Origin of the sequence: Parafrankia sp. FMc2 (assembly GCF_041008525.1) — a bacterium.
Lineage (GTDB): Bacteria > Actinomycetota > Actinomycetes > Frankiales > Frankiaceae > Parafrankia.
In genome coordinates, this window is the sequence record NZ_JBFLUG010000110.1 from 1 (window position 1) to 25820 (window position 25820).

A 25820-nucleotide genomic window follows, 5' to 3' on the forward strand; every position below is an offset into this window, starting at 1 on the left:
ACCGCCACCACCGCTACCGCCACCGCCACCGCCACCGCCGGGAACACCACCACCGCTACCGGTCCCGCCGCCTCCAGGAACGCCGCCTCCGCCGTTGCCGCCGCCACTGCCGGTGCCGCCTCCGCCACCGGAGCCTCCGCCGCCGGGAGTCCCGCCGCCGCCGACTCCGCCCACTCCGGGAGTGGACGTACCGCCGCCACCCACGCCGCCCACTCCGGGGGCGGGCGTGCCGCCGACCCCGCCGACCCCGCCGACCCCGCCGCCGGCAGCGCCGGTGGTCGTCGGGACGGGGACGCCGCCAGGCCCGACCGCGCAGGTCGACACCCCGACAGCCGGAACGGTGACGAGCAGGCTTCCGGTCCTCGCGTTCCAGGGCGAGGCGATCACGGCCAGGGCGCGAGTCGGCAGCTCGATCGACTCGCCGGGCCTGATGGTGGAGATGCCCGACCCCTGGCTGGTGTCGAACCAGCCGAAGCCGAAGGTCTCGTCGGACCGATTTCTGACCTTCCAGAGCGGGCCCTGCGCGGTGCAGGTGTAGCTCAGGACCAGTGGATTGGTCTCGAAGTCCTCAATGCCGTTGATATCCCGGTCGAAAGGGATGCGGAACGGCAGCAGGGACAGGAACTGGTCGAGTGTCGCGTCCCCGGTGCCGATGGGTGTCGACGACGGGCTGGTGATCACGGCACCAGGGGCGGGCGGCGCGGCCACGGTGGGGCTCGGGCTGCTGCTGGGAGTAGCGCTGGGGGATGTGGCCGGGCCGAGGTCCACCGAGATTCCGGTCTCGGTGGGCCAGGTGGGTTCCGGGGTGGCGAAGATGCCGGCGGTGATGTCATTGGTGGCGCCTGCCGTCGGCGTGGGCTCGGCCGAGGCGGGAATCGCCGCCGCGGTCAGCGCTGCCCCGAGAACACCGGCCGTGACGGCCCGCATTCTGTTGATACGCATGAATCCCTCTCCCTGACTATGACGAGTCGCCATGACACTCGCCGACGGCGCCCGTCGAACCACCGATTCTGGGAGGGGTGGCGGCGCAAGGTGCGGATCAGCGTTTGCCGGTCAGTCTCGACTGAGGCAGAAAGCTACCAACGTCCTGTTAACCAGCAACTCATCGGGTGCGGACCGAAAAACCGGCCGAGTGCTCGTCCGCGCTATTCGCGTACTGTGCGTCCGGCGTGCCGCCGAGGGGTCCAGGTACATGATCGAAGGACTTCTTTCGATCATCACGGAGATCGCCCGAACCAGAGGACTGATCGTGGTTTCGGTTGCCTGACGGGCATTATCAGGGTCATGACGTCGCTGTTTGTCCGAAATGCGGCGATCTGGTAGGTCCTCGCGCCGGCGGCGAGTAGTGTCCGCGCGATCCCGCACCGTCAGCGATCTTCGGTCGGGCGGGGACCGCCGGGATGCGGAGGGATGGCGGCATCCCGGCCGCTGACCTGCATTTATCGGCACTTCCGGGTAGGCAAGTTCGGGTAGGTACTGGAGTGGTCCGCGCTGACCTGGCCCGGGTGCCGGCGCGTGGCCCACTCGTGGGAGCGGCCAGCCCGAATGGACACCCCGGAAACGGGGGTAACCAGGCTGTAGCGGTCCGTCGCCAAAGTCGGGCTAGATCATGCTTGGTGCCCTGACCTGGGCGAACAATCTGAACTCGCGGCCGGCGCGGCAGACAGCGAAAGACACCTCGAGGCGGTCCGGTGACCGCCTCGAGGGGCGCGGCGCCCCACCTGCGGGTCCTCCGACCGCGGCCGGGCGGGGCTCACCCGCCGGAGCGACAAGTGGTTCTCAGCTGGCGCGGCGCGGTGGTGCCGGTCCGCCGCCGCGCTTTCTCGTCGTTGGTATATGGGCCGCCATCGGCCGCCCGGGTGCGCAGAAAGGTCGCTGCTTTTCCGCGCCGGGTGACCCCGATGCGGCGGAAGGCGCCCGGAATTTTCTGCCTACGCGGCCGGACGGCATCGGACGGTGACGCGCCGAATGGACAGCCGCCAGAACTGCCTCGCCGAAGCTCCCTGCCTACCGACCGGAACGCGTGGCCGGCGCCGGTTCCGGTGCAGCTGCCAGCGTGGACCAGTCCACCAGTTGTTCCGTGGCCGTCAGCCGGGCGGCCAGCAGCACGGCGCCGGCGGCCGGCGACATCGTGGGCCACACGAAGTGGGCGCCCGGGCTGCCGGCGGTGACATGAGCGGTGAACGCCTCCAGGAAAGCGGGCCCGGACCGGAAGGCGCCGCCGACCATCGCGACCGGGAAGTCCCCGGCAAGACCGGTCCGGGTGATGGCGGTGAGCGTCTGCTCGGCCAGCAGCCGGCCCGCCTCCGCGAGGATTCCACGCGCCACCTCGTCGCCGTCGCCGTCGCCGTCGCCGTTGGCATCGGCGCCGTCCTGGCCGCCGCCTGCCGCGGCAGCGGCCACCTCCGCCGCGAACGCGGCGATCCCCGACTTGTCGAGGGTCGTGTAGACGAGATCGTCGACGTCCTCGACCTGGCTCAGGCCGTAGAAGGCGAGCAGGCGCGGCACGACGGCCGACCACGGGGCCCGGCCGTCGCGGAAGGCCACGGCCGCCCGGATCCCCTCCAGACCGATCCAGTGCCCGGAGCCCTCGTCGCCCAGCAGATGCCCCCAGCCGCCGCAGCGCCATGTCCGGCCGTCGGCGGCCACTCCGAGGGTGTTGCTGCCGGTGCCGCTGATGACCGCCACGCCGGGCCGGCCCAGGGTGCCGGCGGCCCAGGCCGCGACGACGTCGTTGAGCACCAGCACGTGCTCGACCCGGGCGAGGTCGGGCAGCCGATCGCGGAGCGCGGCCTGGTTCTCCTCGGAGTCGGCGCTGGCAATCGCGAGGACCGCCCCACCCAGGTCGCCCGCGGAGGCACCCGCCGCGTCGAGTGCGCCGCGCACCGCCTCCGTGATCGACGCCGCGGCCACATCGAGCCCGTTGACGTCCGGGTTGCTCGGCCCGGCGGTGAACGTGCTCAGCGCGGCGCGGCGGAGGTCGAGGACCGCGGCGGTGGTCTTGGTCCCGCCGCCGTCCACCCCGAGGAGGAAGGAGACCGGCCCGGCCGGCTGCCGGTCGGCGCCGAGCGCAGGCGGCCGGAGCGCTGCCGGCAGGCTGATCAGCGGGGTCAGGCTCTCCGGTGTGGTGCTCTCCGGTGTCGTGCTCGCCGGCTGTTGGCTGTGCACCTGCTGCCTCGCAATCCCGTCGCGCCAGGCCGGTGGCGGCGCTGGCTGGTTCCCGCGAGCGCGCTCTCGCGTGGCCCTGTCACTCCGCATCGTGCCGGTCGCCCGGCCCCCGGCCGCGGAGGCCGGACAGTGCCAGCAGCGGCGGGTCCCGTGTGTGGCCTTCCGGTGGGCGACCGCCGGCCCCTCGGTGGGCCTACGAGGCCCCCGACCGGACGTCCAGCCCTGACCCGCCCGGGCCGCCCGCCGGCCGTCGGTGCTGCGGTGACGCGGCTGATGCTGGTGAGTGTCCCCGTCGCGCATGCCGATGCCGCGGGATATCAGTCCTGCCCCGGCGGGACCTGTGTCCCGCTGTGTGCCCGCTCACTCGACGTCCTGTGCCGGCCGCGGAAGGAGACGGTGGGAGGGTGACCGATGACGACGACGACTGGGCGCCGCCGCCGGTGCCCGACGGAGACGGCGATCCCGTCGCCGCCGTGGACGAGGCGCTCACCGAAGCCGAGGCCGCCCTGCGGAACTTCGCCTGGCTGCCGGACGCGGACGAGGTCGACGCCGCGACGACGATTCTCTTCCACCTCGACCCGGCACGCCGCACCCCGGAGACGCCGCTGCGCCGGGTTCTGCATCAGGCCTTGGGGGAGACGTACCCGCAGCTCACCACCTGGCGGCCGCGGCCGCAGTACCTCTACGCGGCGGTGAAGACGCTGCATCAGCTCGCGTCCGACCAGGTAGCCGTGGGGAACAGTGCCGCCCTGCTCGTCGGATGGGACCGGCTGACCGCGGTGCTGCGCACCGTGACCGCGACGGCCGGCGGTACGGGCCGGGCGGCGCCGGACGCCCCGGGCCCAGGCGCGGGAGCGTAGCCGATGCCATCACGATCACGATGACGGTGATTCGGCACATCACGGACTGTCGTGGACCGTCGTGTTGCTTCCGAGACGGAAAAGGGAAACCAGGTGGTGCCGGGAGCACTCGTCGCCGAGTATCTGTCTCGTGTCCATTCCACGGCAGGGGCCAACGTCCAACGGCGATCGTGTGAGGAGTGAGCAACCAGGCCGCGGTGCCGGGGCCAAGCTTCCCTTCGTCGTCGCTCTCGACGACTCGGACACGCCCTACGACGTCGTCGACGCGCTGGCACTGGGACCGTTCACCAGCGGTGACCAGCCCTGGGCCCGCAGCGTCCGCATCGACCGCCTGCGGCCGGGCGCGAGCCTGCTGCCTGCCGACGCCGAGGTCGTGCGCACCGTGGTGGAGGATTCGCGCGACTCCCGCCTCGCGACCGGCGACGGCTGGACGGTGCGCGCGGTGCGGTGGCGGGGCGGCAGCGCAGAGGTACTGGTGACCGCGGTCAGCGAGGAGCTGGCCCGCACCGTCCTGGACGGCGTGGTGCGTCAGGCGGCGGCGGAGTCCGCCACCGAGGGCACCGTCACCATGGGTTTCTGGTACCTGTCGGCGCAGCGCGGGCCGACGCGGATCACCCGCCGCGCCGCGACGACGGCGTGGCCGTCGATCCGGCGCAACTACCCGTCGGCGTCGCTGGAGTCGCTGGACCGGTTGATGGGCATGCGCCCCGAGGCGCTCGTGGGCCGGCTGATCCTGCTGCACGGCCCTGCCGGGACGGGCAAGACGACGATCCTGCGCGCCATGGCGCACGAGTGGCGGCGCTGGTGCCAGGTCGACTGCGTCCTCGACCCGGAGGCTCTGTTCGGCGACCCCGGGTATCTGATGGAGGTCGCGATCGGCTCGGACGACGGGGACGACGACGACCCGACGGACGGCGACGGGGAGAGCCTCGCGCTGACCAGCGCACCAGGCCCGGGCGAGACGCAGCCCGAGGCCACCGCGGCAGCCCTCGGCGGTACCGCGGCTCCGGGCACACCGGAGGCACCGGTTTCTCCGGCCTCCCCGGAGCCCTCACCCTCGCCCTCGCCCGCATCTACACCCACGCCCGAGGCAGCGACCGCGCCGGCTGCTCCGGAGGTACCCGCTGCGCCGGCTTCCTCGGGTGCTCCGGAGACGCCGGCCGCGGAGGAGCGCTCCAGGCGGCGCTGGCGGCTGCTGGTCGTCGAGGACTGTGACGAGCTGCTGCGGGGCGACGCCCGCAGCGTCTCCGGCCAGGCGCTCTCCAGGCTGCTCAACCTCACTGACGGCCTGGTCGGCCAGGGCCGCGAGGTGCTGGTCGCACTCACCACCAACGAGCCGCTGGCCCGCCTGCACCCGGCCATCGTGCGCCCGGGCCGCTGCCTCGCCCAGGTGGAGGTCGGCGCGCTGCCACGGGACGAGGCGGTCGCCTGGCTCGGCAGCGGGACGGGGGTGGCCTCGTCCATGACTCTGGCGGAGCTGTTCGCGCTGCGCGACGGCCGGCTGCCCACCGCAGCCCAGGAGAAGGAAGGCCACACCGGCCTCTACCTCTGACGCCGTCCGCCACCCGCTGTCCGCCACCCGCTGTCCGCCACCCGCTGTCCGCCACCTGCTGTCCGCCGCCCACCGCATACCGCCCACCCACGACGGTTTCGGCGCGGGTACCGATGCTGATATCGGATGAATTTCCGAGTCATTCGCGGAATATGGGCGGCTCCGGACTCTTCGGCTGAATGTGCGAAACGATCGCTGTGGCCGCGGCAGATTCATCTGCCGCGGCCACAGCGTCGGGTGCCTCTCGAGATGAATGTGGTGCGGCAGGTCGGCGTAACACGCCCGCTGTCGTACTTCGGTGACCGGCGGGGTGTTTTCGACTACTCTTCCAGGGCCGGGACGGGCATTTGGGGATGCTCTGTTCTCGTTCAATCATCAGTCGATAGGAGTCTGGGGGGTCGGTTCTGGGGTCCGACCGAAATCCACTGGGGGAAACACTGGTGACACCGCACCGGGGTGGGCGGGTTCTCGTTCCCGTGCGCACGGGTTCCTGTGCGTAGGCATTGCCGAGCGCGACCGCGTGAGACCGCGCGGCGCCGGTGTCGTGTGCCCGGCCGGGCGGGCCGCACACGATGCGGCTTCATCGTCTCGACAATCATCGTCTAGACGGTCGTCCTTCGGGCGTTCGTTCGACTCTGCCTGACCCGACTCAGCCTCACGACCGCCATGCCCGTCTCCACGGACAGGGCGCGGTCCACGAAGAACGATCAGCGGATCGGGCGGCCTAGCCATGCCCTCCTCCGCTCAGTTCCGGACGTCTTCGCCCGCCATCGCTCGACACCGCCGGGTCATGCCCATCGCGCACGCCCGGAGCGGGCCCCAAGGAGCTTGAGATAATGAGAATCTTTGTAGTTGGTTCCGGCGTTGTCGGAACGGCCACCGGCAGAGGGCTGCTCGAGGCCGGGAACACGGTGACATTCATCGACGTCGCGCCGGAGCGGGTTTCCTTCCTCGCCGGGCTCGGTCTGGACGCCCGCCTCGACCTCGACCTCGATCTCGACGCGGAGCCGGACTCCTTCGTCTTCCTGACGCTGCCGACCCCGAACGCGGGCAGCCGGTACGACCTTTCCGCGTTCGTCGCCGGCACCCGTACGGTCGGCCGGGCACTGCGCTCCGCCGCCGGCATGCACACCGTCGTCGTCCGCAGCACCGTCGACCCGGGCACCACGGAGGGGCTCGTGGGCCCGCTGCTGGAGCAGGAGTCCGGCCTGCGCCAGGGCGACGGCTTCCTGCTGGCGAGCAATCCCGAGTTCCTGCGGGCGGCGTCCGCGGCCGAGGATTTTCGCTGGCCGTGGATGACCGTCATCGGCGCTCGGAACCGGCGTGTCCAGGAGCGGCTAGCCGAACTGCTCGCGCCCTTCGGCGGCCCGGTGAGGATCTTCGGTGATCCGATGACCGCGGAGTTCGTCAAGTGCGCGCACAACATCTTCAACGCCACCAAGATCTCGTTCTGGAACGAGATGCACACCGTCGCGGAGCGGCTCCAGCTCGACCTTGACGCCATCTCCGACACGGTCTCGCGCTCGGCGGAGGCCTCCTTCAACCCCGGCTACGGCATCCGGGGCGGCGCACCGTACGGCGGTGTCTGCCTGCCGAAGGACACCATGGCCTTCCTCGGGTTCGCGGCGGGTGTCGGCGTGGACCTGCCGATCCTCCGTTCCGTCGTCGAGACGAACACCCGGTTCCTCGACCGCTTCGACCTGCTCGGCAGGGATGGGCTCGACGACGTTCCCGGCCTGGGTCGGCGCCGTGGCGGACGGCCTGAACGGCCTGAACGGATCGACCGGTCGGACCGGTCGGACCGGTCGGACGGGGGTGATCTGCCGGACCACCTGGATGCGCTGCACGCCCGCGCCCGGATCGGCGTGATCGACCGGGCGGCGGTCCTTTCCGCCGGGTCGGTGCCACCAGGTGCCGGTTGGCCGGTGGATCAGCGTCCCGCTCCGGCTGCCGAAGGCTTCCACCCGGCCGCCGAAGGCTTCGGCCCGGCTGCCGAGGCCTTCGGACCGGACTCGGCGGAAGGCACCCCGCGATGAGGGCCGTGCTGCCCTGGCTGCTGCTTGTCGCCTTCCTGCGGCCCATGATCGAGATTTTCATCCTCGCGGCCGGGGAATGGTGGTTCCACACTACCTTCCGGCAGAACCGGGACCTCTTCTCCCGTTACATCATCCAGATCACCACCGTCGGCCGGGAACAGGACCGGGTGAACGAGATCATCCGGGAGATCCGTTCCTTCCCGATGACGATGAACTACGAGATCTGGGTGACCAACGAGCCGGGAAACGGCGACATCTACCCCGAGGCGGACCGGGTCATCACCGTGCCGAAGGACTTCACCTGCGTAGCCCAGTACAAGGCCCGCGCCCTGGAGTTCAGCCGGATCGTCCGCCAGCATCTCGGCTACGACACGGCCGACACGAAAATCACGTTCCTGGACGATGACACCTCGCCGACCTGGGAGTACCTGGAGACCGCCTACGCGGCCGACTACGACATCTGCCAGGGTGTCACCGCACCGCGGATCGACTACGGCCGCGGGCCCTTCGCGCACTTCCTGCTCAGCCATATCGACGACCTGCGGTTCCACAACTGCATGACCTACTGCTCGTCTTTCCAGGGAATTCTGGGCCGGCCGCTGTTCGTGCACGGTGAGGGCCTCACGATCACGGGGAAGACGGAGCGGACCGTCACCTGGAACTGGCGGATCTTCGCCTCCGAGGATCTCACCTTCGGGTGCAACGCCGCGGCCGCCGGACTGCGCTGGGGCTTCTTCCACGAGTACATCCAGCTGACGTCGCCGTGGACCTGGAAGGCGTACTTCAAGCAGCGCCGCCGGTGGATGTGGGGAAACATCCACGCCATCGTGAACCGGGACGTCCTGCCGCTCGGTGCCGCGATCCGCATCGCGGTGCGGTACTTCCTGAGCCTGTTCACCTTCCTCGCGTCCGGGTCGGCGATCGTGCTGATCCTGACGGACACGATCGAGGTCTCCGGCTGGGCGCACTCGCTGTTCTGGTGCTCTCTCGCGGTCTGGTTGGTGAACTTCGGGCTGAGCGGCTGGGTCAACGCCGGCCTGCGTCAGCCCGGGGTGAGCAGCGCGAAGTTCTGGACCAACCGCGTCCTGCAGTCCCTCGCCGCCGTCGTGCTCGCGCCGGTCACCGCGACGTTCACCATCGTCGCGCTGATCACCACCCTCTACATGGGTAACCCGCGCAGCTTCGAGGTCATCGCCAAGACCGCGGCGACGAGCGGGCAGCGCGAGCGGGACCGCGGCGACAGCGGCGATGGCGGCGACGCCGCAGGCGGCACCGGACGGGTGCCGGCCTCGACGGGTGGGGAGCGACACCGATGACGACGAGCCACCCCGGCCACAGCGGGCACGGTGGTCAGACCGACCAGCTCAGCCACGGCGGCCAGACCGGGCCGCTGGGCCGGACGGGACCGCTGAGCCGAACCGGGCCGCTGAGCGCCGCGAGCACCCTCAGTCTGCCAAGCGGCGGGCCGGACCCGGCGCTCGCCGCCGAGCTGCTGCGCCGCCAGCGGGCCCGCCGCCGCGGCGTGTACCTGCTCCTGGCCGTGATGACCCTGCTCAGCGCGGTCACCCTCAGCGTGACGGTCGGCCGTGACTACCGCGAACTGACCTCGACGACCGAGTTCTTCCACCGGCACGCCTACACGCCGTCCTACGACCCGCTCAGCAACGTGATCCTCGGGATGCCCCCGAACACGATCGACGCCACCACCGGCCGGCCCTCGCCGGACATCCGCGGGATCGCGCTGCGCACGAGTGACATCGCCCTGGTCGCCGGTGGCGAGCTGGTGCGCAGCATCCCGCTTCCGGGCCCGGTCACGGGCCTGATGGACGTCGTTCGCGCCGTCGACGACCCGTCCTGGATCAGTGCTGACGGCAACGGGCGGGTCTCGGTGTCCGCCGCGCTCGTCGTGTCACCGGGCGCAGAGCTGACGATCAGCGCGCCGGTGCGGGAGCTGGTGCTGGCCGTCCGGCGGGGGGTGCTGCTCGGTGTCGACGGCGGCCGGCTCACCCTGGACGGGGTGTCCGTCCGCCCGGACGTCCCCGGCGGCGACCCGCTGCTGCTCGCCGTCGACGAGCGGCGTCCGTTCATCGTCGCGACGAACCGGGCGACCCTCGTCATCACACGCAGCCACCTGAGCTATCTCGGGCGGGACTGGAACAGTTCCTACGGTGTCTCCTGGTCCGACGGGTCGACGGGAAGCATGACCCATTCCGAGGTTGATCACAGCTTCATCGGGACGTACACGGACCATGCCCGGGACGTGGCGATCGAACGGAACTGGTTCCACGACAACACGCTCTACGGCGTCGACCCGCACAGCTACTCGACCGGCATCTCGGTGCGTCACAACGTCAGCGAGCGCAACGGCCGGCACGGGATCATCTTCTCCGACTTCGTCACCGGCGGGGTGGTGGAGGGGAACATCACCCGGGACAACCGCCTCAACGGCATCATGATGGACGCCTCAAGCACCGGTAACCGGATCGTCGGCAACACCTCCTCCGGGAACCGGGGTGACGGGATCGTGCTCGCCTCCTCGCCGCACAACGTCATCGCCGACAACCGGATCGTCGACAACCGGGTCGGCATACAGGCCCGCGGGGAGCGCGAGAACCTGGAGGTCCGCGGTAACACGCTGGTCGACAACCAGCTCGCCGCGCAGGGCGTCGGCCTGGACGGCAACACGTTGCGGGACAATGGCAGCCAGTGGCGACCCCGGGTGCTGATCGGCATCTGGTCGTCCGTGCCGGCGGTCCTGCTCCTGCTCAGCGGCGTCACCAGGCGCGCGCGGCGGCGGCGGGCCCGTCACGGCGGCCGCCCCGCTCTGGCCGCCAGGTTCTGAGATGACGGTCGGTGCGCCATGGGGCGTGGCGGACGGCGGGACCGCCGCGGAGGTGGCCGGGAGCGACGGGCGGCTGCGGAGGTTCCGCCCGGACATCGAGGGCCTGCGCGCGGTCGCGGTGATCCTGGTCGTGCTCGGTCATTCCGGGCTCGCCCTTCCCGGTGGCTATGTCGGCGTCGACGTCTTCTTTGTGATCTCGGGGTTCCTCATCACCCGGCAGCTGGTCACGGAGCGGGCCACCCACGGGCGGATCTCGCTCGCCGGCTTCTACGCCCGCCGCGCCCGCCGGATCGTTCCGGCGGCCGCGGTGGTGATCGTGGCGACGATGCTGGCGGCGTGGCGGTGGATGTCGCCGCTGCGCATCCACTCCACCGGGGTCGACGCCGTGCTCTCCGCGGTCTCGGCGATCAACATCCGGCTCGCCCAGGAGGGCACCGACTACCTGCGTGCGGACGGGCCGCCCTCACCGTTCCAGCACTTCTGGTCCCTGGCGGTCGAGGAGCAGTTCTACGCCGTGTGGCCGCTGCTGATGATCGTGACGGCGGCGCTGGCCGGCCCGGTGCGCAGGCACCGGGCCGGGCCGGTGGCAGTGCTGCTGGTCGCGGTGGCGGGCACATCGCTCGCCCTCAGCGCGGTCATCACACCGCGGTCGGCCCCCTGGGCCTACTTCGGGGGCCACACCCGGGCCTGGGAGCTCGCGCTGGGCGCCCTTGTCGCGCTGGCGGCACCGGGGCTCGCCCGGATGCCACGAGCGCTGTCATCCCAGCTGACCTGGCTCGGCCTGGCCGGCATCATGGTCGCCGCCACGATGTTCGGGGAGGCCACGCCCTATCCGGGGCTGGCAGCGGTGCTGCCGGTGGCGGGGTCCGCGCTCGTGATCGCCGGCGGGTGCGCCGCTCCGCCGCGCGGCGCCGAGCTGCTGCTGCGCGCGTGGCCCTGTCAGCTGATGGGACGGGTGAGCTACTCCTGGTACCTCTGGCACTGGCCGGTGCTGATCCTGTGGCCGGAGGCCACCGGGGAACAGCCCGGCACCGCCGGGAAGATCGTCGCGGTCGGGTTGTCGCTGCTGCTCGCCGTCGTCACCTACTACGCGGTCGAACAGCCGGTCCGGTCCCGGCCGGCCCTGGTCCGCCGGCCGGTGCTGGGGCTCGGCCTCGGTGGCTGCTCGATCGGCGCCGCCGTGGCCGCCAGCCTGGTGATCGTCCAGCTCGCCGCTCTGCCCACCGGCTCCGGGGTGCCGGCGGCGCGTCTTGATGCCAGCGGCGGGCCGGCGGGCGGCGGTCTGGCGGGCGGCGGTCCGGCGGGCGGTCCGGCGGGCGGAGGGCCGTCCGCCGGCCTGAGCCGGGTGATCGAGCAGTCGCTCGACCTCACCGGGCTGCCGGCCGGCCTGCGGCCCTCGCTGGACCAGGCGCCGAGCGACTACAAGGCGAACCGGTGCTACACATCGATCACCAGCAGCACCCCGACCGACTGCGTGTACGGAGACCCGTCCGGCCGGCGGACCGTGGTGCTCTTCGGTGATTCGCACGCCAACCAGTGGTTCAACGCGATGAACGACATCAGCCGCCGGTACAACTGGCGGCTGGTCCCCTACACGAAGGGCGGGTGCCCGCCGGCGGACTACCCGGACTTCGTCCTGGAGACCCTCAAGCGTGTCTACACCGAATGCAACACCTGGCGTGCGGAGGCACTCCACCGGATCAGGACGCTCGCGCCCGATCTGGTGGTGATCGGTTCCGAGGCCCGGACGGAGGCGATCCGGGTCGGTGCCGGCGGCATGACGAGGATGGTGCGGGAGCTGCGCTCGACCGGGGCCAAGGTCGTCCTGATCGCGGACACCCCCTATCCCGGCTTCGACGTCCCGGACTGCCTGGCCCGTAACCCGGGGCATGTGCGGCGGTGTGTCGTACAGGTCTCCGAGTCGAAGCTGACCGAGCCACAGCGGGCCATCGAGACTCGTGGCGCGCTCGACGGCGGGGCGATGCTGGTGGATCCGGTGCCGTGGCTGTGCTCGAGGGACCAATGCCCGCCCATCATCGGCGACACCGTCGTCTACTACGACAAGAGCCATATCACCGGGACGTATTCTGCCGCGCTCGCGCCCTATCTCGGACCGGAGCTCGTCCGGCTGGCCGGCTGACTGCTCAGCCGGGTCAACCGGGGGCCGGAGGGGGACCGGAAGCAACCGGCACGCCGGTTTCCGGAATACACAGGACGCCGTCCGGGCGGGTTCTACAATGCCCGCGGCCGGGGAGAGCACGCCGGCCGGAAGTCCTTGGGTGGTTCGCGCGGGTCGGGGGATTCGCGTGCGTCGGGGACGCGCGAATCAGGGGGAGTCGTCGGGGTGAGCACACCGTCGCGGCGGGCTGTGGCCATCGTCGCACTGCTCGGCGCGGCCGGGGCCGGTGGCTGCACGTCCGATGCCGGGCGTCACGGCGGCCGCGGCCGGGAACCGGCGGTGCGCCTGGCCACGACGGCCGGGCCGCTGCCGGTGGCTCCGCACCTGCAGAGCTTCTTCGGAGACGAGCTCGTCATCCGCCAGCGCGGAGCGTTCGGCCTCGACGATGTGGCGGTGCGGCCGCCGGCGCCGGGCTGCGGGTGGGGATCCATCCGGGTCCGCTACCCGGCCGGGTCGGCCAGCCAGTTGTCCGTGCAGGAGGACGGAGCGCCGTCCGGCGGGGCGCAGGCCTACCTGCTGTTCCGCGGCGGGCCGCGTGACGACCTCTTCCTGAGCTATCGCGTCCGTTTCCGGAGCGGTTTTCGGTTTGCCCGCGGCGGAAAACTCCCCGGATTCTTCGGCGGTACACACGTGGCCGGTGGGCACACGCCGGACGGTACCAATGGATTCTCGACCAGATACATGTGGCGTGACGGCGGGAAAGGGCAGGTCTACGCGTATCTCCCACTGTCCCGCGATTACGGGACGACACTCGGCCTGGGTGCCTGGGAATTCGTCCCGGATCGCTGGGCGGCCATCCAGCAGCGGGTGCGGCTGAACACCCCGGGCCGGGCCGACGGGTCGCTGACCGTCTGGGTCGACGGCCGGGGGGTGTTCCACCAGGACGGCGTGCTCTTCCGGAGCACGCCGACACTGCGGATCGACGGTGTCTTCTTCTCCACCTTCTTCGGTGGCGACGACCTCAGCTGGGCCAGCCCGATCGACCAGTACGCGGACTTCGCCACCTTCGTGGTCTCGGACCGCTTCATCGAGACTGGTCCCGCCGGAACCTGCTGATCCGGCGGGACCCCCGTGCCAAGCCGTCGGGCCTACTGGCGCCCGCGGCGACGGTTGTCGCGGCCGGAGTCGCCGAGGGTGACCTCGTCGCCGGTCACCAGGCCGGCCCGGCGCAGCGCGTCGGCAATGGCACCGTCGGTCCGCCCGCCGCGCTGGCCGCCGCCGCGCTGCCCACCACCGCGGTTGCCGCCGCCACCCGGGCCGCCGCTGCCGCCCCGCTGGCCGCCGCCGCGCTGGCCGCCATCGCCGCGACCGCCGCCGCCCCGGCCACCGGACGCCTGGCCGCCGTCGCGGCCGGAGGTGCGCCCGGCCCCGGCGCCGGCGCCAGCCCCGGCCCCGGCGCCAGCCCCGGTCCCGGCGTTACCGGCGCCGCCACTCCCGCCGCGGCCCGCTCCGCCCCGGCCGCCGCGTGCCGACCGGCGCTCGCCGGGGTTCTGGCCACCCGCGTCCGCGGCACCCGGCTCGTCGTCCAGGCGCAGCGTCAGCGAGATCCGCTTGCGGGGGACGTCGACGTCCAACACCTTCACCCGGACGATGTCGCCGGGCTTGGCGACCTCGCGGGGGTCGCTGACGAAGTTCTTCGACATCGCCGAGACGTGCACGAGGCCGTCCTGGTGGACACCGATGTCGATGAACGCGCCGAAGGCGGCGACGTTGGTGACGACGCCTTCGAGGACCATGCCTGGCACCAGGTCGGCGAGGGTCTCGACACCTTCGGTGAACGCGGCGGTCTTGAACGCCGGCCGCGGGTCACGCCCGGGCTTCTCCAGCTCGGCGAGGATGTCGGTGACGGTCGGCAGGCCGACGGTGTCGTCGACGAAGTCGGTGGGCTTCAGCGAGCGCAGCGTCTTCGTGTCACCGATCAGCGCGCGCAGGTCACTGCCGGCGGCGGTCAGGATGCGCCGGACCACCGGGTAGGACTCGGGGTGCACGCTGGAGCTGTCCAGCGGGTCGTCGCCGCCGCTGATACGCAGGAAGCCGGCGCACTGCTCGAACGCCTTCGGCCCGAGCCGCGGGACGTCGAGCAGACCGGTGCGGGAGCGGAACGGCCCGTTGCTGTCACGGTGGCGCACGATGTTGTCCGCCAGGCCGCCGGCGATCCCGGAGACCCGGGCGAGCAGCGGCGCCGAGGCGGTGTTGACGTCCACCCCGACGGCGTTCACGCAGTCCTCGACCACGGCGTCCAGCGACGACGACAGGCGCGTCTCGGACAGGTCGTGCTGGTACTGCCCGACCCCGATCGACTTGGGATCGATCTTGACGAGCTCGGCGAGCGGGTCCTGCAGCCGCCGCGCGATCGACACCGCGCCGCGCAGCGAGACGTCCAGCTCGGGCAGTTCCTGCGAGGCGTAGGCCGAGGCGGAGTACACCGACGCGCCGGCCTCGGAGACCATGACCTTGGTCAGTTTCAGGTCCGGGTGCCGGCGGATCAGGTCCTCGGCCAGCTTGTCCGTCTCCCGGGAGGCGGTGCCGTTCCCGATCGCGATCAGATCCACGCCGTGCGCCGCCGAGAGCTTGGCCAGGGAGGCGATCGACTCGTCCCAGCGGCGGGCGGGCACGTGCGGGTAGATGGTGTCGGTCGCGACGACCTTGCCGGTGGCGTCGACGACGGCGACCTTCACCCCGGTCCGGAAGCCCGGGTCGAGACCCATCGTGCGCCGCTCTCCCGCGGGGGCGGCGAGCAGCAGGTCGCGCAGGTTCGCGGCGAAGACCCGGGCGGCTGTGTCCTCGGCGGACGTCCACAGTCGCATCCGCAGGTCGACACCGAGGTGGACGATGATGCGGGTGCGCCACGCCCAGCGGACCGCGTCGAGCAGCCAGCGGTCGGCGGGCCGGCCCTGGTCGGCGATGTCGAAGCGCTCGGCGATGCGGCGCTCGTAGTCGGTCGGGCCGGGAACGGGCGGCTCCGCCGGGTCGGCGGGCTCGTCCGGCTCCAGGGTCAGATCGAGCGCCTCCTCCTTCTCTCCGCGGAACATCGCGAGGATGCGGTGGGAGGGGAGCTTCGTGAACGGCTCGGCGAAGTCGAAGTAGTCGGCGAACTTCGCGCCGTCGGTCTCCTTGCCCTCGCGGACCTTGCTCACGAGGTAACCACGGGACCACATCCGCTCGCGCAGGTCACCGATGAGATCGGCGTCCTCGGCGAACCGCTCGACCAGGATGGCGCGGGCGCCCTCCAACGCGGCGGTGGCGTCGGCGACACCCTTCTCCGCATCGACGTAGGCCTCGGCGGCCGCGCGCGGGTCGAGCGAGCGGTCGGTCAGCAGGGCGTCGGCGAGCGGCTCCAGCCCCGCCTCGCGCGCGATCTGCGCCTTGGTGCGGCGCTTCGGCTTGTAGGGGAGGTAGATGTCCTCCAGCCGCGCCTTGGTCTCGGCCGCCATGATCTGCGCTTCGAGGGCCTCGTCGAGCTTGCCCTGACTGCGGATGGAGTCCAGGACCGCCGTGCGTCGCTCCTCCAGCTCCCGCAGGTAGCGCAGCCGCTCCTCCAGGGTGCGCAGCTGCGCGTCGTCGAGGGCGCCGGTCGCCTCCTTGCGGTACCGGGCGATGAACGGCACGGTGGCCCCGCCGTCGAGCAGGTCGATCGTGGAGGTCACCTGCCCCTCGCGTACGCCCAGCTCCGCGGCGATCCGCGCCTGGACAGTCACCGTCTCCGGGACGGACACCGTCGTCACGATCCGCAACCGCCTTTGCCTGTGTCCTCGTCGTCCCCGCCGGATCCTCCCGGGGGCTGTTACCTCTGATAATCCCTCTCGCCGGATAGCCCGTGACGTTCGGGGTGAGGCCGCACCCCGGGCGCGACGCCGTGTGCACGTTCACGGCCACCTGGCCGGGTCCGGGCCCTTTGCCACCCTTCGCCGCCCTTTGCGGCCGACTGCCGCCGGCTGGACGGGCCTGGCGACCGGACGATCTGTGACGGCGCTGACGGTCCCCACCGACGCAGGTGGCGGCCCCTACCCGACGGAATATCGTGTGCATCCGTTGGTGCGACATGTCAACGAATCTGCATGAACTGTCACTTTCGGTAGGGATCTGCGGCGGCGGAGGATCTGTGCGAGGAGTTCCGGAGCACGGTTCCGGCGGTGGGGGACTGCCCGCTCCCGCCGTGTCGGGCGCAGCCGTGACCCGGCTGCTGTTCACCGCCAACAACCTGCTGGCCGCCCGCCGCCAGGTCCTGATGCTGGCCAGCAAGGCGGGTGTGCTGTCGCAGCGGGCAGCCGACCTGAAACTGGCGCTCCACGAGATCCTCACCAACAGCGTGCGCCACGGCGGCGGCGGTGGTGTGCTCCGCGTCTGGGCGGAGGAGGCCATGCTGATCTGCGAGGTCTCCGACCGGGGCCACCTGCGGGACACGCTGGCCGGGCGGCGGCCTCCCGCCCTTGACGCGGAGGGCGGGCGCGGACTGTGGCTCGCCCATCAGCTCTGTGACCTGGTCCAGCTCAGCTCGTCGCCCGCCGGCACCGTCGTGCGCCTGCACTGCCGCATCGAGAGCGGCCGCGCGGTGGCCGGCGCTGACACGGATCCGGTGGACTCCGGCCGTGCGCCGACGCACCCGAGGCACCCGACGCATCGGGCACACCGGGCACACCCGACGGAGATCAGCGGAGCCTGGCCTCCAGCCCGTCCAGCACCGCATTGCTGAGCTTGCGGATACCGATCGGCGCGAAGGTCTTCTCGAAGAAGCCGCCGACACCGCCCCCACCGTCCCAGGTCGTCAGCGCCGTGACGGTGCTGCCGCCCGCGCCCGCCGCGCGGACCGACCACTGCGTGCGCAGGGACGAGCGCTGGTCGGCTTCCAGCAGGACGCCCGCCGAGGGCGCGCTGACCAGCGCCTCGACCTCGCGGATGCGCTTCTTGGTGGCGTGCAGGCGGTAGGCGATCCGGGTGCCGGCGCCCTCGCCGCCCTCGACCACCCGGTAGTCGGTGATCATTTCTGGCCACAGCTGGGCCCGGGTGCCGGCATAGTCCGCGAGCAGGCCCAGGACACGCTCCGGTGCCCCGCCCACAGTCCGCTCCACTTCGACACTGATGCGCGCCATCGCGACTCCGTCCCTCCCTCGATGCGTCCATCCGAAAAGCCGAGACTATCCCCGGCCCGACATAAGCGCGTGGACGTCCCCCTCGTCGGCGGTACCCGATCGCGAATTGTGGGAACGCCTGCCGGCCGTTAATGTGACCGCGCTGCCCGGCGACGCGACCCGCGGCGCGTGATCCGGGGCGCGTGACCCGATCGGGAGAAGGCAGCCGAGGCTGTGCCATGCCGGTTGGACGGGGGTCCTGTGTCACATTCTCCGCAGACGTCCAGTGATACGCGAGAACAGGCTCCGCGCCGCGGGCCGCTGCGGGCCGCGGGTGACATGCTGGTGTATTTCGCCGGGGCTCAGGCCCGTTTCCTCCCGCCGGCCGACCGGGCCCGGTTCGTCACGGCCGGAATCCTCATGCTGCTGACCGCGGTGCTGGCCACCTACGCCGGCGCGACGGTCGCCGCCGTCGGATTCGGCACCGGGATGGCGCGGGCGCTTCCCTACGGCCTCTTCTACGCCCTTTTCATATTCTTCATCGACCGTTCCGTCCTGCTCACCCAGACGTCCTATCGTTACGGCAAGGACGGCGCCGTCGAAACCACCCGGCCGGGCTTCTCGATGATGGTTCGGGTTTTCATCGCGATATGCGGCGCGGTCCTCGTCGGTGAAGCCGTCCTGCTGCGTATCTTCGAGACGTCCATCGCCGCCCGGGTAACCGAGATCCAGCAGGAGGAGACAGGCCGCATGCTGGCCGCCTGGGATGTCAACCAGGAAGGCGAACTGGCCGCCCGCACCGCGGACCTCGCGGCCAAGCAGAAACGCCTCGACGCCGCGAACGCCCTGGTCGAGTCGAAGACGGCCGAGGTGAACTGCCAGCTCACCGGCGGTCCGTCCTGCCTGGGCGGCGCCGGGCCGGTCTATGAGATCAAACTGGGTGAGCTGGCCGCGGCGACGGGCGCGGTCACCGAGGCTGCCCGTCTGCGCAACGCCGCCCAGGCGGGTCTCGACGAGTTCCGTGCCGGCCAGGAGAAGGACCGGGCCGCGTTCGCGACGACTGCCGCCGGCACCAGCGGCGCGGCGAACGACCTGCTCATGCGGGAGAAGGCGTTCTGGCGGCTCACCACCGAGGACAGGTCGGTCCTGGTGTGGCGGGTGCTGCTGACCCTGCTGCTTCTCGGTGTGGACCTCGCGCCGCTGCTGTTCAAGCGCGGGCTCGACGCGACCTCCTACCGCCGCCGGGAGCGGCTCGCCCGCTGGCGGGACGAGACCGATACCGAGGTGGCAGCGCTGCAGGTGGGGCACACAGCCCGCGAGCGGCGTGATCTCGCGCCCGTCGTCGCCGCGCGGCTGGCGGCCCGTTGGGAGGACTACCAGCTCCGGCGGGACGGCGTCGAATCGGCGGTGCGCTGGACGGCGGACACAGCCGACGGCCGCCTCGCCGAGGCGGAGATCAGCGCCGAGCAGCAGTCCCGGCTGCGTGAGGTGCGCGCCCGGCACGGCATCGTCGCGGTCCCGCGCGAGCCGTCCGGGACCCTGCCGCGCGACGCCGTCGGGATGGTCTCGCGCGAGCCGGTCCCGCGCGACCCGTCCGGTACCGGTCCCCCGCAGCAGGTGCCGGGAGCCCCGACAGCCACGGCCCCGCAGACCCCGCCGGCCTCGCTGGGGCCGTGAGTTCCACCCGGGCCGTCGCCACGTGCGCGCGGACGCCGTCGGACCCGGGACCGACAGTCCCGGGGCCGACGGCATCCAGCATCAGCCGGCCCTGCGGCGGCGCCGACGGCGGCGGATCATCGAGGTCAGCAGGCCCACGGCGGCCAGGCCGCCCGCCACCGTGCCGGCGGCGCGGGGGTTCTCCCGGGCCTTGGCCCGGCCGGCGCTGCTGGCGGTGGCGACCTTCGTCTTCACTCCCTGCGCGGTGCGCCCGGCGACCTTCTGCGGGCTGATCCGGTCAGAGAGCTCGTCGAGGTCATGACCGAGCTGCGCGCGGGTCGCCTCGATCTCGGAGCGGATCTCGTCGGACTTCGTGCTTGTCACAGTCGCCTCCCTGGCGGCGGTCGACGGATGGGTGCCGGCGGCGTGCGCCTGCTGGAGGCCGGCCGGTCTGCCGGCGTACCGGGTCTGCCGGCGTACTGAGGTCTGTCGGCGTACTGAGGTCTGTCGACGTACTGGGGTCTGTCGACGTACTGGGGGTCAGTGCCGGCGACTGTGCGCCCACTGGATGTCAATTGCTGACGTGCTGGTGGTCAGTGCCGGCGGTTCTGCGCCCACTGGACGTCCTCGCGCAGCGTCTCCACCGTCTGGGTGGGCGCAGGGTGCACGTTCTTCACCGTCCGGCGGCCCATCAGGGCGAGGACGGCCGCGGTGGCGACGAGCAGCACACCCACGATCAGTGCCGCCCAGCCGAGCGCCATCACCGAGCCCAGCCCGAACATGACCGCGAGGAGGATGAACACGAGGGCGAAGAACCCGGCGCCACCGGCTCCGGCGAACATCCCGGCGCCCTTGCCCGCCTTGGTCGCCTCCTCGCGGAGCTCCGCCTTCGCCAGGGCGAGCTCCTGGCGGAACAGCGTCGAGACGTCGTTCGCGACCTCGCTGACCAGCTGGCCCGTGGAGGCGTGGCCCGGGGCGGCTTCGGTGGTCTGCGTCACCGGGCTCCGCGTCGCGGCGGTGCCGGGCCGGGTCTCCGGCGGCGAGACGGCGGCGACCTCGGGGTACGCGGCGGAGCCGTCGACAGGCGTCCTGACGGCCATCTCGGCGTCGTCAGGCACGCCGGTGCGGTCCACCGGAGGCGTGGTCTGTGTCGTCGGCTGGCGGGCGAGTGCGCTGGTCATACCGTCTCCCTCTCAACCGTGCCGGTCCCGGAGCCCTCCGGTGAATTCCCTGCTGGTCGGTGTAGACCCGGATGCCCGCCCGTGGCCGGATAAACCGTCGCCAGCGTCAGTCGGCGCGTTCCTGCGGGGACGAGTGCTGCCAGTCGGCGAGGATCGTGCGAATGCCGGTGACCAGCGACAACGGCTGGTCGAGCATCACGTGGTGCCCGGCGAGCGGGATCTCGATCACCGGTGCGACCCGGCCCAGCAGGTTGTACATGAGATGCCCGATGTCGGCGGTGACCAGGCCCTTCTCGGCGCGGAACAGCGCGACCCGGCAGTGGACCTTGCGCAGGACCTCGGGGGAGGGCGTCCGGTTGCCGAACACGTTCGGATCGAACTTCCAGGCCCAGCCGCCCAGCATCGCACCCATCGAGTTCCGGGCGATGTGATCGATGATGTACGGGAGGCTGCTCGGCTGCGCCGGCACCGTGCGGAACCGCGCCAGCGCGTCGGTCGCCGTCGGGTACACGCGCAGCGGGCCGAACGCGGTCCGCTCGCGGGCGGCCCGCTCCTCCGGGGTGGACTCCTGCACCGGCGAGTCGATCAGCACGATGCCGGCGACCCGGTCCGGGTACTCGGCGGCGGTGGTGATCGTCACCCAGCCGCCCATGCTGTGGCCGATGACGATGGGGGGCGAGGTGATCCCCGCGTGGTCGATGACCGCGACGACCTCGGACGCCCACGTGCTCAGCGAGTACTCGTCGCGCCGCCCGCTGTCACCGTGGCCGGACAGGTCGAGAGCGACGACCCGGTACTCCGCCGGGATCAGCGGGGCGATGTGGTCCCACCAGCCGGCGTGGGCCGCGCCACCGTGCACGAGCACGATCCCGGGCCCGTCCACCCGCCCCCAGCACCGGTAGCTGACGGTCGTCCCGTCGACCTCGGCCTCCAGTCGCTCGGGACGCGTGTCGATGGCGGCCTCGAACCAGGCCGGTGCTTCCTCATACATCCATGTCTGCCGTTCGGCTCGTCGTTGCGGTTATCGGCGACCGCCGCTTCCTTGATGAAACACCGTGGACGGGCTCCCGCCGGTGTCCCTCGGCCCGGTGGCGGATTCGTCGTATTTCCGACTCGCCGCCGGAGACGGACCCGATCTGATCCGGAACCCAGGGGCACGGGGCGGCCACCGCGGCCTGCGGCCGGTCGCCCGGGCCTCGCTGCCGCGGGACCCTGCGTAGCCAGCCCGGACCGCGATACCCGGGCTTCACGACGGCGGTGCCGCGGAGCGTGCCCGGACCAGCGCACGGTAGAGCGACACATGCCGGGCGGCGGAGACGTCCCAGCTGAAGCCGTGGGCGAGCGCCCGCCCGGCCGCCACCCGCGCGGGGTCGGGGGGCCGGTCGGGCCACGGCTCGGCGGCATCGAGATATCCGTCCAGCGCGGCCGCGAACCCCGCCGGCTCCGCGGCGAACCGCACGGCACCCGCCGCCCAGGCCCCCGCCAGCACCTCCCGCAGGACCGGCAGGTCACGTGCCACCACCGGGACCCCGGCGGCCAGCGCCTCCAGCGCGGCCAGCCCGAAACCCTCCTTGGCGGAGGGGAACGCGAACACGTCCGCCGCGGCGACCAGCGCGGGCAGCTCCTCGTGCGGCACCGGCCCGAGGATGACCGGCTCGACGCCCAGGCCGGCCGCGCGGGCCAGCACCTGGTCGCGGTAGTCGCGGTAGTCGAACAGCGTCTCCCCACCCGCGAGGACCAGTGAGACCGGCCCCGGCTGCCGCGGGCGCAGCCGCGCGAACGCCTCGACCAGATCCGCGGTGCCCTTGCGCGGCTCGATCCCGCCGACCGCGAGGACATACCGGCCGAGGCGGGCCCGCCAGCGCTCCCGAGCGGCGTGAGCCGGACCCCCCGGACCCCCCGGATCCGCCGCCGCGGTGAAGCGGGCGGCGTCGACCCCGTTCGGAATCACGGTCGCGGTGATCTCCCAGCCGGCGGCCAGCTCGGCGGCGACGGCCGCCGAGACGCACACGTGGGTGTGCGGGCGGCGCAGCCCGCGCTCGTGGCAGGCGACCAGCTCCGGAGTGGTGAAACTGTCGAGATGGTGGACGGTGCGCACGCAGTCGTCCACCGCGTTCGCGGAGAGACAGTCCTGGGCGTGCACGACGTCGTACCAGCTCCCGGCCTCGTGCTGCTGTCCTGCGGCGAAGGCCTCGCCGAGGATGGCGATCGAGCGGAGGATGCGCGGCCCGACCGCCTCGTCGGAGACGTCCGGGAACGGCACCGCGCGGATCCGCACGGCGCGGTCGACCGGTCGGAAGAAGCCGATGTCGCCACCGCGGGCGAGCGTCCACAGGTCGACGCGGTGCCCGGCGCGGGCCAGCGCCTCGGCCAGCGCGAGGGTGGCGACCACGCCGCCGCGCGGCCGGGTGGAATAGGTGAGCAGTGCGACCGCCAGCGGCCCGTCCCCCGCCGCGGTCATCGGGGCTCCGGCACGCCTGGCTGGCCCGGCACGCTCGCCCGGTTCGGTCTGTCCGCAGCGTCGGGCGGGTGGGCGTGCGCGTCGGCCGCGAGGCCGACCAGGTCGTCGTGGCTGGGCCCCGGCACGACTGCCGGGCGCCAGTCCGTTGCCAGCACGGCGCGCACCCGGGCGACGAACTCGGGATCGGCCAGCACCGAGGGCGCAAGCAGCAGGTTCTGCAGGCGGGTGAAGCGGCGCCACACCCAGGGATCCCGGCGGGCGGCCAGGTACGCCTCACCGTTGGTGACCGAGGGCGCGTCCGTACCCCCGCGGGCCGCCGCGACGGTGGCCGGGGCCGCCGGCCACGGCGTGAAACCGGTCGGGGGTGCGCCCCCGGCCACCCCGGCCTGGCTGGCGGGCGGCCCCCCTGGCCCGGCCGGGCGCCAGCGCAGCAGGCGGGCTGCGTCCTGGGCGCACGAATCCTCGAACCAGGGGGCGAACTCGGCGCGCAGAAGCTCGTCGAGCGTGTGGGCCCACACGGTGGGGTCGGGTGACGCCCCCACCGTCTCGGCGAGGCGGACAGCGGCGAGTACGGCGAGGGTCACCCCGCGGGTGTGGGCCGGATTGGTGATGACCGCCGCGTCGCCGACGGGCAGCAGCCCGAGCACCACCGGGTGCCCGTCGGGCACCAGCGGCCGCAGCCGGTTGGTGAGGTGCGACATCGCGCTCACCGGCGAGACCGGCTCGACCTGGCCGGGCTCGAGCCACGGGCCGAACATGCCGATGGAACGTGCCGCCGCGTCGAAGGCCGCACCGTGGCGCAGTACCCGGATCTCCGTGTCCTCCGGGAGCACGCCGAAGGTCATCGAGAAGACGTCCCTGTCGGCCGGGAACATCAGGCAGGAGTAGCGGTCGAAGGACGCCCCGGCGGTGTGCCCGCGGTTGAGCGGAAGGTCCGGCTCCGGGCCGCGCCGGCGGTAGAAACGTGAGTAGTAGGCGATGCCGCAGTCGGCCTCGGCCGGGGCAGGCAGGTCGGCGCCGGCGTCGACCAGCCAGCGGCGCACCGGTGAGAGCCGCCCGGCCGCGTCCACGACCAGGTCGGCCTCGCAGCTGGACCCGTCCGCCAGGCGCACCCCGCGGACCAGCAGCGGCCCCCGGCCCGGGCTGGCGGGTCCGCCCGCCACAAGCAGGCCGACGACCCGGGCCCCCGGCCGCAGGCTCACCCCGGGTTCGCGGCCCACCACATCGCGCAGCACCCAGTCGAGCACCGCGCGGCGACACCCGAGCACGACCAGCTCGTCATCATCGCCATCGCCATCGCCGCCGCGATTGCCGCCGTCATCGCCGCCGCCGGGCGGCGGACCGGTGAGGGTCGGCGGTGCGTGTTCGACCAGGCGGGTCTCCCGCGCGCCCGCGGCCCGCAGGGCGGCGAGGACGTCCGGTGCGTGCTCGGCGAGCAGCGACCGGCAGCGGGCGAGGAAGGCGTGTGAGTGCCAGGTCTGGGTCGCGCCCGGGCGATGCCAGCCCGCGATGCCCGCGAGGGTGCGGGGGCAGTCGTCGACGTCGCGTTCGAGCACGGTGACCCGCCAGCCGCGCCGCGCCAGCAGCAGGGCGGTGACCAGGCCCGACGCACCAGCGCCGACGACGACGGCGGTGGCAGGGGTGGTGGCGGTGCGCATCAGCAGGTGGCCCGGGCGCGCTGCGAACGCCGCGGGTCGTACGGTTCGCCGGCGAGCAGGCACTGCGGCGAGTAGCTCGCGCCGCGGCGGTCCCGCAGCAGGTTCATCCCGCCGCGGGCCGCGCCCAGCGCGCCGGTGACGTCGAGAGTGGCGACGGCCAGGCCGTCCTCCGGCCCGGTCGTGGCAAGCACCGACCCGTCCGGGTGCACGACCTTGGCGTTACCGACGAAACGCAGCGTGCCGAAGGCGCCGGTCTGGTTCGCCGACACCCAGACGACCTGGTTCTCCAGCGCGCGGACCTGGTCATAGAGATTGAAGCGGTGCAGGGAACGGTCCTCGGAGATGTCGGCGGCCGGGTGGGTGCGGGAGATCGGCCAGGCGGACAGGCAGGCGATGATCGCCGCGTCGGCGAGGGCGAGGCTGCGCCCCGCCTCCGGGAACGCCTTGTCGTAGCAGATCATCATTCCCATCCGGCCGAGTGGGCTGTCGAACGCGGTGAAGGCGCGCCCGGCCTCGTAGACGAGGCCTTCACCCAGTGGCTGGTGGACCTTGCGGTGCCGGCCCAGGACGCCGCCACCGTGCACGCACACCGCGCTGTTGTACCGGTACCGGCCGTCACGCTCCGTGTATCCGGCGCAGACCACCATATCTCCGGCGAGCGCGGCGAGCCGCGCGATCTCCGGGCCGTCCGGGTCGAGCGCCGGCGGCCCGCCTCGCTGCCGGTCACCCGGGTCGGGGACGCCGCCCCGGCGCCCCGGCGGGCCGTCCGGCCCGTCTCCGAGCTCGGTGACCGGGCCGCCGTGCGGCCGCAGGTCGTCCGCGGTGGGCGGCAGACCATGCAGGTAGCCGCCGAGTGCGCCCTCCGGCAGCACGAGGAGATCCACCCCGCGCTGCCGGGCCGCGTCGATGTGCCGGCCGATCCGGGCGAAGCATTCGTCCAGGTCACGGACAAACGGAGCGGCCGCCGCGGCGATCGTCACCGGTGGGCGGGCGGGTTGCTCCCGTTCGCCCGCCGGGTCCCCGCGGCGCACTGTGCTCACTGGTGCACCTTCCTCGTGTCGGAACTCGCGAATGGGAGAGTTCGGACACGCCCCTGGTCCCCACCGGGCCATCGCCCTGCTCGCTCGACCGTGAAGGTCCGGCATGAGTTCCGCGAGG

At 72.4% G+C, this 25820-nt stretch carries 19 protein-coding genes; 9 read left to right on the forward strand and 10 right to left on the reverse strand.

The window, feature by feature from the left end; translation table 11 throughout:
- On the reverse strand, positions 1-942 hold a 942-nt coding region (locus tag AB1460_RS27150), incomplete at its 3' end, for a hypothetical protein (protein ID WP_368964951.1).
- A gap of 1065 nt (positions 943-2007) precedes the next feature.
- A complete protein-coding gene (locus tag AB1460_RS27155) occupies positions 2008-3168 on the reverse strand; it encodes a BadF/BadG/BcrA/BcrD ATPase family protein (protein WP_368964952.1) in 1161 nt (386 codons plus the stop codon).
- A 404-nt stretch (positions 3169-3572) separates the two neighbouring features.
- On the opposite strand from AB1460_RS27155, the gene AB1460_RS27160 reads away from it, so the two are divergent.
- From AB1460_RS27160 to AB1460_RS27190, 7 genes are all read left to right on the forward strand, one after another.
- Complete coding sequence (locus AB1460_RS27160) at positions 3573-4028, forward strand: hypothetical protein (RefSeq protein WP_368964953.1); 456 nt, start codon at positions 3573-3575, stop codon at positions 4026-4028.
- A gap of 172 nt (positions 4029-4200) precedes the next feature.
- On the forward strand, positions 4201-5580 hold the full coding sequence (locus tag AB1460_RS27165) for a DUF5925 domain-containing protein (RefSeq protein ID WP_368964954.1): 1380 nt from the start codon (positions 4201-4203) through the stop codon (positions 5578-5580).
- 836 nt (positions 5581-6416) lie between these two features.
- The gene (locus AB1460_RS27170) at positions 6417-7616 is read left to right on the forward strand and encodes a UDP-glucose/GDP-mannose dehydrogenase family protein (protein ID WP_368964955.1); all 1200 of its coding nucleotides are present in this window, start codon (positions 6417-6419) and stop codon (positions 7614-7616) included.
- Positions 7613-8932, forward strand: a complete 1320-nt coding sequence (locus AB1460_RS27175; protein ID WP_368964956.1) for a glycosyltransferase family 2 protein — start codon at positions 7613-7615, stop codon at positions 8930-8932. Before AB1460_RS27170 ends, AB1460_RS27175 begins: the two co-directional genes overlap by 4 nt.
- On the forward strand, positions 8929-10458 hold the full coding sequence (locus tag AB1460_RS27180) for a right-handed parallel beta-helix repeat-containing protein (protein ID WP_368964957.1): 1530 nt from the start codon (positions 8929-8931) through the stop codon (positions 10456-10458). The genes AB1460_RS27175 and AB1460_RS27180 overlap by 4 nt, the downstream gene beginning before the upstream one ends.
- Before the next feature lies 1 nt (position 10459).
- Complete coding sequence (locus tag AB1460_RS27185; RefSeq protein WP_368964958.1) at positions 10460-12598, forward strand: acyltransferase family protein; 2139 nt, start codon at positions 10460-10462, stop codon at positions 12596-12598.
- Between the two features lie 204 nt (positions 12599-12802).
- Positions 12803-13693, forward strand: coding sequence for a polysaccharide lyase (locus AB1460_RS27190; protein ID WP_368964959.1), 891 nt, complete (start codon positions 12803-12805; stop codon positions 13691-13693).
- 32 nt (positions 13694-13725) lie between these two features.
- On the opposite strand, the gene AB1460_RS27195 is transcribed toward AB1460_RS27190, so the two are convergent.
- Positions 13726-16362: a Tex family protein gene (locus AB1460_RS27195; protein WP_368964960.1), complete on the reverse strand. Its 2637-nt coding sequence runs from the start codon at positions 16360-16362 to the stop codon at positions 13726-13728.
- 377 nt (positions 16363-16739) lie between these two features.
- On the opposite strand from AB1460_RS27195, the gene AB1460_RS27200 reads away from it, so the two are divergent.
- Entirely contained in the window at positions 16740-17330 is a 591-nt protein-coding gene (locus AB1460_RS27200) for an ATP-binding protein (RefSeq protein ID WP_368964961.1), read from the forward strand.
- Here AB1460_RS27200 and AB1460_RS27205 read toward each other — a convergent pair.
- The gene (locus AB1460_RS27205) at positions 17287-17727 is read right to left on the reverse strand and encodes an SRPBCC family protein (protein WP_368964962.1); all 441 of its coding nucleotides are present in this window, start codon (positions 17725-17727) and stop codon (positions 17287-17289) included. The genes AB1460_RS27200 and AB1460_RS27205 overlap by 44 nt on opposite strands.
- A gap of 318 nt (positions 17728-18045) precedes the next feature.
- Between AB1460_RS27205 and AB1460_RS27210 the strand changes: the two genes are divergently transcribed.
- The gene (locus tag AB1460_RS27210; protein ID WP_368964963.1) at positions 18046-19383 is read left to right on the forward strand and encodes a DUF4407 domain-containing protein; all 1338 of its coding nucleotides are present in this window, start codon (positions 18046-18048) and stop codon (positions 19381-19383) included.
- Positions 19384-19464: 81 nt separating this feature from the next.
- Here AB1460_RS27210 and AB1460_RS27215 read toward each other — a convergent pair whose 3' ends face one another.
- The 6 genes from AB1460_RS27215 to AB1460_RS27240 all read right to left on the reverse strand — a co-directional run bounded on the left by AB1460_RS27215 (position 19465) and on the right by AB1460_RS27240 (position 25693).
- On the reverse strand, positions 19465-19746 hold the full coding sequence (locus AB1460_RS27215) for a DUF3618 domain-containing protein (protein WP_368964964.1): 282 nt from the start codon (positions 19744-19746) through the stop codon (positions 19465-19467).
- Between the two features lie 209 nt (positions 19747-19955).
- Entirely contained in the window at positions 19956-20543 is a 588-nt protein-coding gene (locus AB1460_RS27220) for a phage holin family protein (RefSeq protein ID WP_368964965.1), read from the reverse strand.
- Between the two features lie 106 nt (positions 20544-20649).
- Positions 20650-21534 (reverse strand): alpha/beta fold hydrolase, encoded by an 885-nt coding sequence (locus tag AB1460_RS27225; RefSeq protein ID WP_071091407.1) that lies wholly within the window; start codon positions 21532-21534, stop codon positions 20650-20652.
- Positions 21535-21789: 255 nt separating this feature from the next.
- Positions 21790-23004, reverse strand: coding sequence for an MSMEG_0565 family glycosyltransferase (locus AB1460_RS27230; protein WP_368964966.1), 1215 nt, complete (start codon positions 23002-23004; stop codon positions 21790-21792).
- On the reverse strand, positions 23001-24662 hold the full coding sequence (locus AB1460_RS27235) for an NAD(P)/FAD-dependent oxidoreductase (protein ID WP_368964967.1): 1662 nt from the start codon (positions 24660-24662) through the stop codon (positions 23001-23003). Before AB1460_RS27235 ends, AB1460_RS27230 begins: the two co-directional genes overlap by 4 nt.
- A complete protein-coding gene (locus AB1460_RS27240; RefSeq protein WP_368964968.1) occupies positions 24662-25693 on the reverse strand; it encodes a carbon-nitrogen hydrolase family protein in 1032 nt (343 codons plus the stop codon). Before AB1460_RS27240 ends, AB1460_RS27235 begins: the two co-directional genes overlap by 1 nt.
- Positions 25694-25820 lie beyond the last annotated feature (127 nt).

Bases quoted from the DNA above. Each gene is read 5' to 3' on its own strand.
- AB1460_RS27175 (WP_368964956.1), top strand. From the start codon at position 7,613: ATGAGGGCCGTGCTGCCCTGGCTGCTGCTTGTCGCCTTCCTGCGGCCC.
- AB1460_RS27205 (WP_368964962.1), bottom strand. From the start codon at position 17,727: ATGGCGCGCATCAGTGTCGAAGTGGAGCGGACTGTGGGCGGGGCACCG.
- AB1460_RS27230 (WP_368964966.1), bottom strand. From the start codon at position 23,004: ATGACCGCGGCGGGGGACGGGCCGCTGGCGGTCGCACTGCTCACCTAT.
- AB1460_RS27220 (WP_368964965.1), bottom strand. From the start codon at position 20,543: ATGACCAGCGCACTCGCCCGCCAGCCGACGACACAGACCACGCCTCCG.
- AB1460_RS27185 (WP_368964958.1), top strand. From the start codon at position 10,460: ATGACGGTCGGTGCGCCATGGGGCGTGGCGGACGGCGGGACCGCCGCG.
- AB1460_RS27180 (WP_368964957.1), top strand. From the start codon at position 8,929: ATGACGACGAGCCACCCCGGCCACAGCGGGCACGGTGGTCAGACCGAC.
- AB1460_RS27225 (WP_071091407.1), bottom strand. From the start codon at position 21,534: ATGTATGAGGAAGCACCGGCCTGGTTCGAGGCCGCCATCGACACGCGT.
- AB1460_RS27235 (WP_368964967.1), bottom strand. From the start codon at position 24,662: ATGCGCACCGCCACCACCCCTGCCACCGCCGTCGTCGTCGGCGCTGGT.
- AB1460_RS27170 (WP_368964955.1), top strand. From the start codon at position 6,417: ATGAGAATCTTTGTAGTTGGTTCCGGCGTTGTCGGAACGGCCACCGGC.
- AB1460_RS27210 (WP_368964963.1), top strand. From the start codon at position 18,046: ATGCTGGTGTATTTCGCCGGGGCTCAGGCCCGTTTCCTCCCGCCGGCC.